Below are 15,910 nucleotides of genomic sequence, written 5' to 3'. Positions count from 1 at the left end.
AAAAGCAGCATTTAAACCGGGCATTATTTTTTTAATACGGCCCAGATATATATCACCAACAGTATAATTGTTGCTGATTTGCTCTTTATGTAGTTCTCCAAGTTGTTTATCCTGTAATAATGCAATGGTAGCCCCGTTAGGGGATGAATCGATAATTAATTCTTTTATCAACTGCTACTCCATTTCTTTAACGGTAGCCCGGTAAATACCGGGACCGAATTTTTTACTATAGGGGTAAAAAACAAAACTGTACTCGCTCTCTTAACAGCGAAAAATAAGTTGCTAAAAAGCAGCTTATTTCTTTTTATGTCTGTTTTTTCTTAAACGCTTTTTACGTTTATGAGTAGCCATTTTGTGTCTTTTACGTTTTTTACCGCTCGGCATAATAATAATTTTTATTTGTGATTAATTCTTTAATTCTTTTATGTACTCATCAATGCGCTGATTAAATGCCGGATCGGACATCATCTCTTTACATTTCTGGTAAGCGTCAATAGCTTCCTTTTTTTGCCCCAGCTGCTTATAGCTTTCTGCCAGGTAAAAATAAGGCTCAAGTTCAGCTTTCTGTGCAATTATGGTTTTAAACCTTTGCACAGCTTTTTCATACTGGCCGGATTTCATGGCAAATAAACCGAGGCTTAAATTTGCATTCCTGTTTTTCGGGTCCTGTTTAACAACATCAAGCAGCAACATGATCCCCTGCATTGGCGAACCTCCGTCGGGATCAGTGATACCTAAGCTGGTTTGGTTTACATAAGCAACACCTAAACCGGTTTTAGCATCAAGGTCCGCAGGTTTGAGCTTAACAGCGTTTTTGTAACCCGCAATTGCATTTATAACAAATGATGGCTGCGACACTGTATCCTGGCTTGTTTTGTAGGCATCATTAAAACGGCTGCCTGCATTTAACCATTCGTCAAACTTATTTTCCTTTTGGGCTATAGCCTGGTAATAAAATGCTGCCGGAGCAGGCTGATTTACATCATCCCACAGTTTGGCCAGTTTCTTTTGCAGATCAAGCTTATCGGTTTCAGCAGTTGCATTTTTTAATTGGCCTTCCAGGTCATTTATCTGTGCAGATAATGCGGGACCAATTAAAATTTTGGCTGCTGCTGATACCATCGCCACATCAACATGGGTAACCGGCCGGCTTTCGGCAGCAGTGGTATTGGTGTGCCCCTGTGCGTCCTTGGGCTTTATAAGCCCCTTTACCGGCAATGAATACAAATAGCCCATAATAGCAACAACTATTACAATTACAACTATTTGTTTTTTATGCATTGCGTAGTAAATTATTTGCTAACCTTGTTACCAGTCCTAACTTTGTCAACAAAAGTTTTAGCCGGCTTAAAACTCGGTACAAAATGTTCCGGGATAATAATGGCAGTGTTTTTTGAAATATTACGCGCTGTTTTTTTAGCCCTTTTCTTTACAACAAAACTACCGAAACCTCTTACATAAACGTTTTCGCCACCAACCATCGAGGTTTTTACTACTTTAAAAAACGCCTCAACAGTTTCCTGAACGTCAACTTTCTCAATACCGGTCTTGGACGAGATTTCAGTTATAATTTCTGCCTTAGTCATATCTGCTTTTTCTTTTATTATTTATACTATTACTTAACTGATTTGGGGTTGCAAAAGTATCTCTTTATTACTAAAGATTGAAATAATTAACATAATTTTTTTATTACATGCTGAAATTCAGCCAAAAGGCAAAAAAAATTACCATAAAATGGCATCTTTTCATTGTTACTTTTGCACCGGATGGATTTTAATAACGAGCTGGCACACTGGTACCAGGAAAATAAGCGCGACCTACCATGGCGCAATACTACCGATGCATATGTGATATGGCTTTCGGAAATTATTTTACAGCAAACCCGCGTGGAGCAGGGCATGCCTTACTTTAGCCGCTTCCTGGAACAATACCCGAATGTTGGCAGTTTTGCCGCAGCCAGCGAGGATGAGATCCTGAAATTATGGCAGGGCCTGGGTTATTATTCGAGGGGGCGCAATATGCTTAAAACTGCCCGCCTGGTGCAGGAGATCCATAAAGGTCAATTCCCGCAAACTTATGACGAGCTTATAAAGCTAAAAGGTATTGGCGAATATACAGCTGCGGCAATAGCCTCATTTTCGTTAAACGAAGCTAAAGCTGTTGTTGACGGAAATGTTTACCGGGTAATAGCGCGTTATTTGGGAATTGATGAACCTATAAACAGCACAAAAGGTAAAAAAATATTTCAACAGGCGGCCAACGATTTTCTTAATAAGCAAAATCCAGGTTTGCATAACCAGGCTATGATGGAGTTTGGCGCAGTAATTTGCAAGCCTAAAAACCCGGCCTGCGGAATTTGCCCGGTGAGAACAGGCTGCTATGCTTTTAAGCATAACGCAATTAATAGCTTACCAGTTAAATTAAATAAAATAAAAGTGCGCGAACGGTATTTTAATTATTTTTTAGTTACAGATGGGCATAAAGTACTGGTAAACAAAAGGGACCAAACCGATATTTGGGCGAATATGTACGATCTGCCATTAATTGAAACGACGGCCCTGCTTCCTCCTGATGCATTATTCAGCCATCCAATGGTGACCGGCTTGTTTGGGAATGATCTGAAAGTAACAGAAATATCTCCGGTAAAAAAGCATGTGCTTACCCATCAACGGCTTTACGTGCGCCTGATAAAACTGCAAAGTAAACCCATAAAATTGAAGGAACAATGGCTATACACATCAGTTGAAGATCTTAAAAAATTAGCTATTCCGAAGATCATATTTATATTTATAAAAAATATTTTTAATTTGTAATATATTTTTTGTTGCTTTACAATATATGTCAGGCGTTAACAAAGTAATATTGGTAGGTCATCTGGGTAAAGATCCGGAGGCCCGGTTTTTAGAAGGCGGTGTTTCTGTAGTAAGTTTTCCATTAGCAACTTCCGAAAGTTTTAATAAAGATGGTCGTAAGGTTGAACAAACCGAATGGCATAATATTGTGATGTGGAGAGGCCTTGCCGATGTAGCTGCAAAATTTTTGCAAAAGGGCAAGCTTGTTTATATTGAAGGCAAGCTGCATACCCGCTCATTTGAAGATAAAGAAGGAATAAAAAAATATACTACTGAAGTAATTGCTGAAAATTTTACATTGCTTGGCCGCAAAACCGATTTTGAAAATGACGGTGCTACAAATAAACCAGCAACCAAAGCGGCTGAAGCAGCCAATAATGCGGATATACAATATTAAGACCAGTTATAAACCTTAAATTGAAAAAGCCACGCAGGGATAACCTGGTGGCTTTTTTTGATACGAACTAAGATTTGCAGGACTTGATGATTAAAGGAATGATTTTTACAATCCTATCATCCTTTACTCCTATAAATCTTAGTTTATCTTCCTCCCGGAGGGCAATGCTCTTTTAAATATTGGGTATACAAGGTACGCAAGTGCTGGCTGGTGCCAGGCCCTTCATAAATGCCATGCGAACGGTTAGGATACGACATTAACTGAAACTGCCTGTTGTATTTAACCAACTCATTTATCAGCATCTCTGCGTTTTTATAATGCACATTATCATCACCTGTGCCATGTACATATAATAAATTGCCGCGCAGGTTTTTAGCATAAGTTATAGGCGATCCTTTGATAAATACTTCACGGCTTGCATCATCAACAGGCACACCCATGTATCGCTCCTGGTAAATATTATCATAAGTTAACTGCCAGCCCACAGCTGCAACAGCTATGCCGGTTTTATAAATTTCGGGGTGCTGAAACATAAGGTTAAGGGTACATGAACCGCCACCGCTCCATCCCCAAACTGCCACCCTCGCCGAATCGACGAATGGCCATTTCAGGATCTCCTTAGCGCCCATTGCCTGGTCTTCAATATTTATTATTCCGATATTTTTATATATGGATTTACGCCATTCAGCCCCTTTTGGTGCAGGGGTTCCGCGGTTATCCAACGAGATGTAGATATATCCGTCATCGGCCATATTGCCAACGTATTCGCCATTCCTGGTGGCTCCATACGCATCAGTTACGGTAGCTCCGGCAGGCTCGCTGTAAACGTAAAATACAACCGGGTATTTTTTTGTTGAATCAAAGTTTGTTGGCTTAACCATCCAGCCGTCCATTGTAACACCATCAACAGTTTTTACCTTAAAAAATTCCGGTTTGTTTTTGGCTTCCTGGTTTAACTTTATTGCAGTTCCGCTCAGGTGCTTATGATTAGGCAGGCTAACAACTTCGCTTTGATAAGGTGTGTAGCTATTTGAAAAATTGTGCAGCCCTATCTTTCCGTTTGGCGAAATTTCATAGGCATGGGTTCCTGGCTCATCAGCAGGCGTTACACGCTCTGCCTTGCCCCCACTTAATTTTATCCGGTAAAGGTATTTTTGTGTAGCATTATCAGGCGAGGCCATAAAATAAATATAACCGCCGGCTTCGTCTATCAGGTTGAGGGATTCCACATCATAATCACCTTTGGTAATTAATGTTTCTTTACCATCCCTGTCAATTTTCGAGATATGTCTCCAGCCGTCTTTTTCGCTGATCCACAGAAAGTCCTTGCCTTTGTTTATCCACTCCCAGCCTACAGGGTCACCACCATTCCAGCGCGCTTTGCCATCAATCCAGGCTTTGTCGCTTTCTGTGTGGATCACCATCGCTGTACCGTTTGACACATTGGCTGTAAATACTTTGCTCTCGGTTTGGGCGCGGTTCAATTGCTCTAATATAATTTGATTTGAGTTTGTCGTCCACTCCATGCGCGGGATGTAATGTTGAATGGCATCACCAGGAATGTTCATCCAGGTTATTTTACCGGTAGCAACATCAACTACAGCTATTTTGCATGCACTTGGGTTTTCACCGGCAACCGGGTATTCAACCGGAACAACGTATGGGTAAATGGAATCTGTGGTGTTGAGCATTAAATACTTCTTTGTACTTGCCGCATTTATCTGCCAATAAGCAATGTTCTTGCTATCAGGCGACCAGCGAAAGCCGTCCCTGCAATCAAACTCTTCCTCATAGGCCCAATCAAATGTGCCGTTTATAAGTGTTTGCGTGCCATCAAAAGTTAATTGCTTAACTGCGCCGGTTGTAAGGTCTTCTGTAAAAACATTGTGCTCACTAACATAGGCCGCCTTTGTTCCATCCGGCGATAGTTTGGTAAACATTAATGATGATGCGGGCCTTGCAGTACCAAGTTGCTTTAAAGTTTTAGCCGTAAGGTCATATATCCAGTAGTCGCCACGGGTATTATAACGCCAAACCCTTTGCGTGTTGGTAAATATCAATACCTTTTGTCCATCATCTGACAGCGTAAAATTAGCCACCTTAAGCGGGGGTTTTCCCGACGGCGTAAGCATTTCAGTACTTACCAAAACAGTTTTTTTATTGGCATCGCGGGTGTCAAGCTCCACTATCCCAGATGCATCTCCACGATAGTATTGATAGCCATCTGCCGCCCAGTGCGTTTTGCCGCGTTGGGCTTTTACAGACAACTGTGTAAGTATCAGCATTAACAACAGGAGGGGCATTAGTTTTAATCGGTAACGTTTAATATCCATTGGGTCAGTTTTTAGCTTTATTTTATTTATAAATAATCCGGCGGTAAATTTTCCGTTAAATTAGCACTTTATAGCCTGTAACAAATATCTGTAATGAAAAAAATACTTCTATGTGTGGTTGGCCTTTTTAGCTGTGTAACATTAACTTTTGCCCAGCATATTGACAGGAGTAAATTTATTAAGGACAGCCTCGATTTTTATATTAACCGCGCATTAACCAACTGGCGCATCCCGGGTGCAGCCGTATGTATTGTTAAGGATGGCAAAATAGTATTGATGAAAGCTTACGGGATAAAAGAGCTGGGGCTGCCTGCCAAAGTGGATATAAATACCCTGTTTATGATAGGCAGCAATACCAAAGCTTTTACAGCCACTGCACTTGCCATGCTGCAAAATGATAAAAAGCTTTCGCTGGATGATAAGGTTACCAAATACCTGCCGCAGTTTAAACTAGCCGACAAACCTGCAGGCGAAATGGCTGTTATCCGCGACTTATTATGTCATCGCCTGGGCTTTCAAACCTTCCAGGGAGATTTTACTTTTTATAACACCAATTTAACCCGCAGCGATATTATTCAACGGCTGGGAATGCTTAAGGCCGCTTATCCTTTCCGCACCAGGTGGGGCTATACCAATGCCGCATTTTTAACTGCAGGCGAGATCATCCCAGTTGTAACAGGCAAGCCCTGGGAAACCTATCTTAAGGAAAACATTTTCGCTCCGCTTGGCATGAGTAATACGCTGGCCTTAACTGCTGATTTGCCCAAGTCATTAAACAGAACGGTTCCGCATACGCTTATAGACGGCCGCCTATCGCCTATCCCTTACTGCCAGATAGACGGGCTTGCACCAGCAGGCGGCATAAGCTCGTCTGTAAATGACATGAGCAAATGGGTACTTGCGCTGCTTAATGATGGCAAGGTTGGTGCCAGGCAGGTTATACCTTTAGCAGCCATACAGGCCACACGCCAGGCGCAGGATATTATGGGCAGGGTTAGCCATCCGGACGGTTCAACGAATTACGAGTTGTACGGGCTTGGATGGATGATACAGGACTATGCCGGCAAGCACCTCATAATGCACGATGGCGGTGTAAACGGCTACTTGTCGTCTGTAACGCTGGTACCCGAGGAGCACCTGGGGATAGTTATATTGACCAATACAGATCAGAATAATTTTTTTGAGGCCCTGCGCTGGGAAATAATGGATGCTTATTTTAAAAAGCAATACCGCAATTACAGCGACACCTATTTGGCTGCGTATAAAAATGATGCCGCTGCTGAGCAAACAGCCGATAAAAAACTGCGTGATTCTGTTGCGCTGAACCCTAAGCCCGCATTATTGCCGGCAAGCTATACCGGTAAATATGTAAATGATCTATATGGCAGCCTTACAATTACACAAGGCGAGAACAACGACCTGGAGATCCGTTTTGAGCATCACCCCAAAATGTTCACGCACTTACAACCACTTGGTGGCAACCGCTTTTACGCTACCTTTTCTGATGCTACTTTAGGCAAAGCAGTGTTTCCTTTCATGGTACAAAATGGCACTGTAAAGGGCATAAAGGTTAAAGTGGCTGATTTTGTTGAACGGGATCCTTATGAGTTTACGAAAGCCCCCTAACCCCCTAAAGGGGGAATGCCGCAGATCAACGGGTTAAACGAATACCGAACACAAAATAATGAATGATGAAGTAATTCGGAGTTCGATATTCAAAATTCATTATTCTATATTCAAGCCTTCCAATCCCGGCAATCCTTAAATCCTACAAATCTTAGTCAAAAATAGCCACCATTTTATCCAGGCTCTGCTCAAGACCAAGTTGCGCAAAATGAGACATCTGGCCATAGTCTGCGTATTCTGTAACAGTCATTTCGGTTTTACTATTGCCCAGGTCTTTAAAGGCAACTACAGTACGAATATCTACCGGGAAATCGGGAGGCATTCCCAGGTCGGTTGGATTGGCTTTGTTGCCATCCTTGTCTGCCAGGTTCATCACAAACTCAATCATCTCATGCGGTACTATCTTTTTATAGGTCCAGATGCTAAACGTATCTCCACCACCACGAAAGCTTTCAGGCGCCCGCATGCAAACTATTGATGTTGCACCTACACGAAAGTCAATTATTGCGCTTGGGCAGGTGAAATGATCAGGCCCCCACCAGCGCATAACCAGCGCAGGCTCAGTCCAGGTTTTCCATACAAGTTCTACAGGGGCACTAAATACGCGGGTAACTTCAATTTTTGGGTTCATATTGGTTAGGTAATTAATTGGTTTATTTAGTTATTAGTTTGAAGCTCGTCAAGCAAATTGTCAAGTTTATCCAGGCGCTTTTCCCATAATTTTTTGTATGGTGCAACCCAGGCGGCTACTTCGTTTAACTTATCGAGTTTGATCTCGCAATAGCGCTCCCGTCCTTTCTGATTTATCACGACAATGCCGCATTCTGTTAATATCTTAACATGATTTGATATCGCCTGCCTGCTGATTTTAAAAGCATCAGCTATGCCATTTAGCGTTAGGCTTTCATTGGCTACTACTTTAATTATTTCTCTTCGTACCGGGTCGGCTATTGCCTGGAATACATCTCTCCTGATTTCCATTTTATTTAATTTATGCAATCATCTAATTGCAAATTTAATGCAATTAGATGATTGCGCAAATCTTTTTTTAATAATTTTTAGGCACACTTTTTCTCATTTTTAGTTCAGAAAACACATATTTTCGATTTTTACGTTATGGTATAAATAGTATGGGTTGCGACTTTGTGTGGGATGAGGTGAAGGAAGGGGAAAATCGTTAGCGAAAATCCTATCACGATTCTAAAGGAGGAAGTTGCATAATCCTGCGCATTAAAAACATCAAAACGTGCATAAAACCAGTTTTATCCGGTCTGTAAAAGGAAAAATAATTATTGCTGCCATATTGGCCTGCATTGCCCTTTTCATGGCCTGGAGCACCAGCAAGGATGCATTTACAGCCATGCTGAATGCGTTCGCAAATGTTTCTGCGCCAAATGATAAACTGCGCCTGGTTAATGACCTGTCGCGTGGGATAGCCCGGATAGACCAGGTACAAAAAGCCCGTTCACTTAACAATCCCGACAAGTACTATGGCTTTATTGATTCAAAAAAACTGATCTTAAAAATTGACACATTAGAAACCCTTTACCCCGCAAAATCCACTCAGGTACTACGGCTTAATACTTTAAAAAAATTATTGGAGGACCGGGACCGCTTATTTGCGAACTATCTTAAAGTACGGGAAGGGCTTATTGATAATAGATCATTTTCGGCCCAGGTAGAAAGCTTAAATGATATAGTAGACAAAAGTTCCCAGCAGGCCGACAGCACGGTTACTACAACAGAAAAGAAAACGTTAACTACAACTGTTTATCCTGCACCACCGGTAACTGATAAAAGAGACAACAGAAGCTTTTTTAACAAACTCTTCGGGAAGAAAAAAAACAAAGACACCGACTCGTTGAGCAAACCTTACCAGATAGTTGCCGAGGAATTAAATGTAAAGCATGATACCCTTGCAAAAGCTATCCAGGATAGCCTGCTGAAGGAGTTGGGGCAAACTATGAAAGACCTGGAAGAGATCCAGCAAAAAAAAAGCGCCTTATTTGTTAACCGGGAGGCGGTGCTAACCCGATCAAGCGCAAATATTATCCACCAGATAGTTACCATACTAAAGAAGGTGGAAACTGAAGTAGTGGCCCAGGCCGCTATAAATAACCAGGCTGCTAAAAACATGGTTAAAAGCAGTATTAAGCGCATTAGTATAATTATGCTGGCATTTGTTATCCTTACTGTTTTATTGGTGTACTTTATTTTAAGAGATATATCACGGATAAATAAATACCGTAAAGAGCTTGAACTGGCAAAGGACGAGGCAGAATACCATGCACTGGCCAAGCACCGCTTCCTGTCAAACATGAGTCATGAGATCCGCACACCTTTACAATCCATCATCGGCTATGCCGAAATGATCACCCAGCAGGAATATCCGCAGAAAAAAGACATTCAGGCCATTTACCGCTCATCAGGTCATTTAATGCAGATCATTAATGAGGTGCTTGATTACAACAGGATCATATCGGGCAAGTTCAGTTTTGCCAGCCAGCCATTTGATATGCTAACCCTGCTTGATGAGGTTATATTTGTGATGCGCCTTGAAGCTGATAAAAAAGCCATTACTCTTGAAACAGATTATGATAATACCGTTCCGGCTTTTGTAACCGGCGATCCGTTCCGGTTAAAACAAATACTTTTTAATTTGTTGGGCAATGCTATTAAGTTTACACAGCAGGGCGGGGTTATTTTAACCGTAAGAATGCAGCAGGCTGATGACGGGCTGCAATATCATTTTGATGTTACTGATACTGGTATCGGTCTTTCGGCAGCGGATAAAGAGCGGATCTTTAATGAGTTTGAACAGGCCGGTGATGAAAAGCAAGGCCATGCAGGTACGGGCCTTGGTTTGCCTATAACCAAAGAGCTTATAGAAAGCCAGGGTGGCAGCATCACCGTAAAAAGTAAGCCGGGCAAGGGCAGCAGTTTTAGCTTCGACCTGCAGTTTGAAAAAGCACAACAACCTGTTAAAACAGTGGCACCCGCTGCACAAACAGTTTCCAACCCGGCTGCTAATAAAGTTTGGATTATTGATGATGACCCTTTTATTCTTGAGCTTTGCTCCAGGATCTTTGATAACAATAACATTGTATACCGCTGCTTTACTTCACCCAACGAGATTTTAAACACCCCGTGGGATGCCGCCGTGAAATATTTGTTGCTGGATATCCGGATGCCCGAAATGAGTGGCATGGAGCTTTGCCACCTGTTACGTCAACAAGTGCCAGCTGATGTGATGATATACGCCCTTACGGCGCAGGCATTGCCTGGTGAGCGCGAATCTGTTTTAGCGCAGGGATTTAATGGTTTGTTGATGAAGCCATTTAGGGAGAGCGAATTGGTGGCATTGGTAAAAGGCAGTACAAATTATGAGAACAGCTTACCGCAAATTAATATTACCGCCATTGAAAAGATGACCATGGGCGACCCGGAACTAACAGCTAAAATACTTGCCCGTTTTGCTGCCGATAGCATTAAGGATGTTGAGGAGCTAAAGACTGGAATAGATGCACAAAATATTGAAAATGTATTGCTGCTTATCCACCGCATTGCAGGCCGTACCGCCCAGGCAGGAGCAAGGGAACTGGCAGAATGTTTTCGTTTGGCTGAAATTGAATTGAACAGGGATAAAAAATTTACTGCAACCAGGGTCAAGAATATTTTAGCCCTGACCCAAAAGCTGCATGACCTGGCTATAGCCACACGCAATTACAGTTTTATTGAAACGGTTTAACAAAAACTAACTATCCAATCCGTAACGTTCAATTTTGCTGTAAAGCGTTTTACGGTCAATGTTAAGAAGTTTGGCCGCCTTTGATTTATTGTACTTTACCTGGATCAGCGTTTTTTGGATCAATTGTTTTTCATTGACCTCATTTTGCGCTTTAAGGTCTGATTCGCGATTTTGGGGAATATTGTTTGATACTGAAAATAACATTTCATCGGGCAAAGTATCGGCGCCGGCAATATCATCATGACTTAGTAAAACCATACGCTTAATTACATTTTTAAGCTCGCGTAAATTACCCGGCCAGTCGTATTTATGCAGTATTTCTTTTGCTTCAGGGGATAGGTTACTAACATTGCGGCCTAACTCAGTATTTGCCAGGTTTATAAAATGTTTTATAAAGGTATCTATATCGCTCCCTCTTGCCCTTAACGGAGACAGCTGGATCTTAAACTCATTGATCCGGTGATAAAGATCCTGTCTGAAATCCCCCCCGCTTACGCTGTTCACCAAATCATCATTGGTTGCCGTAATTATTCTTACATTAACCGGTATTTGTTTGTTGCTGCCTAACGGTTGTATTACTTTTTCCTGCAGGGCACGCAATAATTTTACCTGCACATCATAGCTCAGGTTGCCCACTTCGTCTAAAAACAGCGTACCTCCATCTGCATATTCAAACATCCCTTTCTTATCGGCAATTGCACCTGTAAAGGCACCTTTTATGTGCCCGAACAGCTCACTTGCCGCCAGGTCTTTTGACAGTGCACCGCAATCAATAGCCACAAATGGTTTTGACGAGCGCTTACTTTGCCTGTGGATAATCCTGGCCACATACTCTTTGCCTGTACCGGTTTCGCCCTGTAGCAGTATAGCCATATCGGTTGGTGCAACTACATCAATATGCTCATACAGTTTGTCGGAATCATGGCTATTGCCTTTTATAAATTCGGGCTGATCGCCATGCGCGGCAACCGGCTGTTCCTTTTTTTCTCCCAGTGCATCGCTCATTATCATCAGCAATTCCTCAGGGTTAACCGGCTTTGTAATGTAATCAAACGCGCCCGACTGGATGGCTTTTACCGCTGTACGCACATCGTTAAAACTGGTCATGATAATCACCGGGACAACGGACCCGCTTTCCCTGGTTTTAATAAGTAGATCAAGGCCAATGCCATCAGGCAGGCGATAGTCCAGCAATAAAAGATCAAATGTATTTTGACTGATAAGCTTCAGCCCCGCCTTGATATTTTGAGCAGTGGTTATATTATGTCCATGCTTTTGCAAAAACCCCTGCAATAATTGAGAGAAAGTAAGGTCGTCATCAACTATTAATATTTTTGCCATAAGCTTTTGATGTAGTCTGCCTGGCAAAAATACAAAAGGCCCCGGTATATCGGAGCCTTTTGGGGTGATAAAACAATATAATTGGGGTTTATTGAATTATTTTTCCGTCTTTATCAAATTTTAGAGCTTTTGTTTCGGTGCCCTTTTTAACGTCAACTTCATAATATTGAGTTGTGCCTGCTGTTACTGCAAATGCAGTTGATGGTACCCAGGTTTTAAAAACATCACTTGAAAGCACTGTTTTAACAGGATCAGGAAGTTGCTCTAATTTTATCGGAGTTTTCTGTACGCTGTCTGCCTGGGCAACAATTGCAACAGTGTGCATGTTAGTTTTTAAATTGTTTGCTTTAACTGTAGCTAATCCTGCTACAACTAATACTGCTGCTGATAAAATGAATCTTTTCATAAATATAATTTTTTGTTTTTTATGTATGATGCCATACCATGATACATAATGATGCCATAAACGGACTAATTTTATTATCAATCTTAAAATCAACAGTTTAATAAAATACACTAAAAATAAAATTGCTGACTTATTCTACAGTTTGACCTTAAAGGCAACAGGAATGCTGATCATACACTTAATTTTGAGGCAAAAGGATTTTATAATCGCTGTGGGTTATATTGAAAGAGGCTTATTTTTTGGTACGGTAATACTTGTAGATCTTCACCGCCGACATGAGGATGAGCGATAAAAGCACCAGGCCTATGATGCCATAGATCCAGTTTACGGCATTTTTTAATACGGCAAGAAAAACAATGGCGAACAGGAAGAGGGTGGCCACCTCGTTCCAGATGCGGAGTTGGGTGGATGTCCACGTAAAGATACCTTTTGCCATCTGTTTCATTTTATTTTGACAGATGAAATGATATACGATCAACCCTGCAACAAAAGTAAGCTTGATGTGCATCCAGGGCTGCTGGAGCCAAACAGGGGCAAGGCAAAGCATGGTGATGCCGGCAGCCAAAACAAGCACCATTGATGGCACGGAGATAATATACCAGAGCTTGCGCTCCATTATTTCGAACTGCTTAGAGAGGATGGTGCGGTCAGGCTCGGGCTTGTCCTGGGCTTCTGTGTGGTAGATAAACAAACGCACAATATAAAACAGCCCCGCCATCCAGCAGACTACAAAAATGATATGTATGGAAAGGATGTAGTTATACATGAAGCTGAGCCCCCTAACCCCCTAAAGGGGGAATTATAAGCCCCCGACCTTTAAAGTGGGCTATTGTTTTATTATTATCTATAATATACTGCCGCCAATGCTCCCCCTTTAGGGGGTCAAGGGGCATATTCTTTTATAACTTCTACCGCATACTTCACATTATCAAACGGAATATCCGGCATTATACCATGACCTAAGTTAAAGATAAAGCCCTTTTCATCCTTCATCCTGTCGAACAAGCGGTAGATCCGTTCTTTAATCACCTTTTTATCGGCATACAAAATATGCGGGTCAAGGTTCCCCTGTACGGCTATGCCTGCGGGTAAACGTTTTTTAATATCAAGCAGGTCAACGTTCCAGTCGACAGAGATCACATCGGGCTTTGCTTCGGCCATCAGCGGTGCAAAAACTGAGCTGCCTTTGCAGAAAGATATAACGGGCACATCCTTGCGGTTAAGCTTACTGATGATCTCAACAATGTAACGGTGAGAGAATTCTTTATAATCATCCCATGATAAGGCCTGGGCCCAGCTATCGAAGATCTGTACTGCGTTTACGCCTGCTGCAATCTGCAGATTCAAATAATCGGCTGTTACAGTCGCTATTTTTGATAAAAGCTGATGAGCCATTTCCGGCTCATTATGCAGCATCAGCTTGGTTAGCTTAAAGTCTTTTGACGATCCGCCTTCAACAAGGTAGCTCATTACCGTAAAAGGTGCCCCCGCAAATCCTATTAACGGAATGTTGCCATTTAGCCTTTGCTGGATCACTTTTATAGCATCGGCCACGTATTGAAGCCTGTCAATCACGTCGGTCTGCAAATTATCAATATCAGCCTTTGTACGTACCGGGTTGGCAAATTTAGGGCCTATGCCCTGTGAAAAGCTCAGGTCGCCGCCCATCGCTTCGCCGGTAACCAGTATATCTGAAAATAAAATAGCAGCATCTATTCCCAAAAGATCAACAGGCAACATGGTAACATCGGCTGCCAGCTCAGGGGTTTTGCACATCTCTAAAAAAGAATATTTGTTCTTTATATCCCAATATTCTTTCATAAAACGGCCAGCCTGGCGCATCATCCACACCGGCGGGCGTTCAGTTTTCTCAGAAAATGCTGCTTTTATTAATAACGAATCTCTCATAATGTGAAGAGAGTCAGGAAATCAAGAGTCAAGAATCAAGATTTTTTCTTGATCGTGACCTGCATCCCTGCTCTGTTTAACTTAAATTATAATGTATTGGAAGCAACAGTTGTCTTGATTCTTGCATCTTGACTCTTGCATCTTTCCTCTATCTTTTGTGTTTTTTTAGTTCCTGGCGAAGGCGTGCAATCACGTCCTTCATTTTGGCATTTATATTATCCTGGTGCTTTTCGGTAAGCTGTAAATAAGCATCGGCCTTTTCAAAATTACCCTGCCTTATGCTGATGTTGGCCACATGTACCAATGCAGCTACGTGATCATTAACAGAGCGCAGGGGATATTGGGCGGCTATTTCATAATGTTTTTCGGCATCTTCAAAATCCTGCTTTTGCAGGCAAACCCCACCCATCAAAAACTCATAATAACCACGGCGGTTTTTGCTGAGCCATTGGGGATTAAAGATCTCCATTAATGTGCGCTCAGCCTTGTCATAATCCTTATGATGAAAATACCTGGCCGCAACAATAAGCGTTCCCTGCCTTATATAATCCCAGGCAAGCAGTACAATAAACATCAGGGCAACTGACGCAAACATGTACTGCCGCAAATAAACTAATAATAGCAGCGACAAAAAAAATATAAAGCCAATGAATAAGCGTGTCCTGTTTGCAAACATTAATGCTGATTATCAGTAAACTTATACCCTACCCCACGGATCGAATGAAAATAAACCGGGTTTTTAGGATCAGGTTCAAAATATTTACGAAAGGTTAGTATAAAGTTATCAATAGTACGGGTTGATGGATAAACATCATAGTTCCATACTGTTTCCAAGATCTGCTCGCGCGATACTGCATCATTACGACGCTCTATCAGCAGCTTAAGCAGCATGGTTTCTTTTTTTGTTAAAGGGGTTATTGAGCTATCGCCGTTCACCAGCTCAAAAGAGTTAAAGTGAATGGTTTTATCGCCAATTTTGTAGCTGTTAAATTCTTTAAGCTCATCACCTTTAAGGCTGCGTTTTACAAGGTTGTTTACCCTTAGTATCAGTTCTTCAAGGTTAAAAGGTTTGGTTAGATAGTCATCTGCACCCTTTTTTAAACCTGCTATTTTATCTTCGTTGGTGTTTTTAGCAGTTAAAAACATAATAGGCACTTCAGAGTTCTCTAGCCTGATAGTTTCAGCAACTACAAAACCATCTATTTCGGGCATCATTACGTCTAGTATCACTAAGTTAAAACGCTCTTCTTTAAAAAGCTGCAACGCTTTTTTACCATTTTTAGCGGTTGATACTTTATA

At 41.7% G+C, this 15,910-nt stretch carries 15 protein-coding genes and 1 pseudogene; 4 read left to right on the top strand and 12 right to left on the bottom strand.

The window, feature by feature from the left end; all coding sequences use genetic code 11:
• From JWQ54_RS18185 to JWQ54_RS18175, 3 genes and pseudogenes are all read right to left on the bottom strand, one after another.
• Nucleotides 1-171: pseudogene (locus JWQ54_RS18185) on the bottom strand (ribonuclease E/G); the annotation flags it as partial.
• A 234-nt stretch (nucleotides 172-405) separates the two neighbouring features.
• Nucleotides 406-1,281, bottom strand: coding sequence for a tetratricopeptide repeat protein (locus tag JWQ54_RS18180; protein ID WP_299587653.1), 876 nt, complete (start codon nucleotides 1,279-1,281; stop codon nucleotides 406-408).
• Between the two features lie 11 nt (nucleotides 1,282-1,292).
• On the bottom strand, nucleotides 1,293-1,586 hold the full coding sequence (locus JWQ54_RS18175; protein ID WP_299587650.1) for an HU family DNA-binding protein: 294 nt from the start codon (nucleotides 1,584-1,586) through the stop codon (nucleotides 1,293-1,295).
• A 180-nt stretch (nucleotides 1,587-1,766) separates the two neighbouring features.
• Here JWQ54_RS18175 and mutY point away from each other — a divergent pair, with 180 nt between their 5' ends.
• Both mutY and JWQ54_RS18165 read left to right on the top strand, forming a co-directional pair.
• On the top strand, nucleotides 1,767-2,813 hold the full coding sequence (mutY, locus tag JWQ54_RS18170; RefSeq protein ID WP_299587647.1) for an A/G-specific adenine glycosylase: 1,047 nt from the start codon (nucleotides 1,767-1,769) through the stop codon (nucleotides 2,811-2,813).
• A gap of 25 nt (nucleotides 2,814-2,838) precedes the next feature.
• Complete coding sequence (locus JWQ54_RS18165; RefSeq protein WP_299587644.1) at nucleotides 2,839-3,249, top strand: single-stranded DNA-binding protein; 411 nt, start codon at nucleotides 2,839-2,841, stop codon at nucleotides 3,247-3,249.
• Between the two features lie 143 nt (nucleotides 3,250-3,392).
• Here the strand turns inward: JWQ54_RS18165 and JWQ54_RS18160 are convergent, their stop codons facing one another.
• Nucleotides 3,393-5,582: a DPP IV N-terminal domain-containing protein gene (locus JWQ54_RS18160; RefSeq protein ID WP_299587641.1), complete on the bottom strand. Its 2,190-nt coding sequence runs from the start codon at nucleotides 5,580-5,582 to the stop codon at nucleotides 3,393-3,395.
• A gap of 93 nt (nucleotides 5,583-5,675) precedes the next feature.
• On the opposite strand from JWQ54_RS18160, the gene JWQ54_RS18155 reads away from it, so the two are divergent.
• Nucleotides 5,676-7,208: a serine hydrolase gene (locus JWQ54_RS18155; protein ID WP_299587638.1), complete on the top strand. Its 1,533-nt coding sequence runs from the start codon at nucleotides 5,676-5,678 to the stop codon at nucleotides 7,206-7,208.
• Between the two features lie 151 nt (nucleotides 7,209-7,359).
• Here the strand turns inward: JWQ54_RS18155 and JWQ54_RS18150 are convergent, their stop codons facing one another.
• Nucleotides 7,360-7,839 (bottom strand): SRPBCC domain-containing protein, encoded by a 480-nt coding sequence (locus JWQ54_RS18150; RefSeq protein WP_299587636.1) that lies wholly within the window; start codon nucleotides 7,837-7,839, stop codon nucleotides 7,360-7,362.
• A gap of 26 nt (nucleotides 7,840-7,865) precedes the next feature.
• On the bottom strand, nucleotides 7,866-8,189 hold the full coding sequence (locus JWQ54_RS18145; protein WP_299587633.1) for a helix-turn-helix transcriptional regulator: 324 nt from the start codon (nucleotides 8,187-8,189) through the stop codon (nucleotides 7,866-7,868).
• A 265-nt stretch (nucleotides 8,190-8,454) separates the two neighbouring features.
• Here JWQ54_RS18145 and JWQ54_RS18140 point away from each other — a divergent pair, with 265 nt between their 5' ends.
• The gene (locus JWQ54_RS18140; RefSeq protein ID WP_299587630.1) at nucleotides 8,455-10,956 is read left to right on the top strand and encodes an ATP-binding protein; all 2,502 of its coding nucleotides are present in this window, start codon (nucleotides 8,455-8,457) and stop codon (nucleotides 10,954-10,956) included.
• A 6-nt stretch (nucleotides 10,957-10,962) separates the two neighbouring features.
• Here the strand turns inward: JWQ54_RS18140 and JWQ54_RS18135 are convergent, their stop codons facing one another.
• The 6 genes from JWQ54_RS18135 to JWQ54_RS18110 form a co-directional block, all read right to left on the bottom strand.
• A complete protein-coding gene (locus JWQ54_RS18135; RefSeq protein WP_299587627.1) occupies nucleotides 10,963-12,297 on the bottom strand; it encodes a sigma-54 dependent transcriptional regulator in 1,335 nt (444 codons plus the stop codon).
• An 88-nt stretch (nucleotides 12,298-12,385) separates the two neighbouring features.
• On the bottom strand, nucleotides 12,386-12,703 hold the full coding sequence (locus JWQ54_RS18130; protein ID WP_299587624.1) for a hypothetical protein: 318 nt from the start codon (nucleotides 12,701-12,703) through the stop codon (nucleotides 12,386-12,388).
• A 232-nt stretch (nucleotides 12,704-12,935) separates the two neighbouring features.
• Nucleotides 12,936-13,469 carry a protoporphyrinogen oxidase HemJ gene (gene hemJ / locus JWQ54_RS18125; protein WP_299587621.1) on the bottom strand — a complete coding sequence of 178 codons (534 nt, stop codon included), beginning with the start codon at nucleotides 13,467-13,469 and terminating at the stop codon, nucleotides 12,936-12,938.
• A gap of 116 nt (nucleotides 13,470-13,585) precedes the next feature.
• A complete protein-coding gene (gene hemE, locus JWQ54_RS18120) occupies nucleotides 13,586-14,611 on the bottom strand; it encodes a uroporphyrinogen decarboxylase (protein WP_299587619.1) in 1,026 nt (341 codons plus the stop codon).
• A gap of 148 nt (nucleotides 14,612-14,759) precedes the next feature.
• Nucleotides 14,760-15,206, bottom strand: a complete 447-nt coding sequence (locus tag JWQ54_RS18115; protein ID WP_299587617.1) for a hypothetical protein — start codon at nucleotides 15,204-15,206, stop codon at nucleotides 14,760-14,762.
• Between the two features lie 80 nt (nucleotides 15,207-15,286).
• A partial coding sequence (locus JWQ54_RS18110; protein ID WP_299587615.1) for a response regulator transcription factor occupies nucleotides 15,287-15,910 on the bottom strand: 624 nt, incomplete at its 5' end.

It is taken from the genome of Mucilaginibacter sp., from assembly GCF_028288225.1.
Classification (GTDB): Bacteria; Bacteroidota; Bacteroidia; order Sphingobacteriales; family Sphingobacteriaceae; genus Mucilaginibacter.
This window is presented reverse-complemented; position numbering and strand designations above follow the sequence as displayed.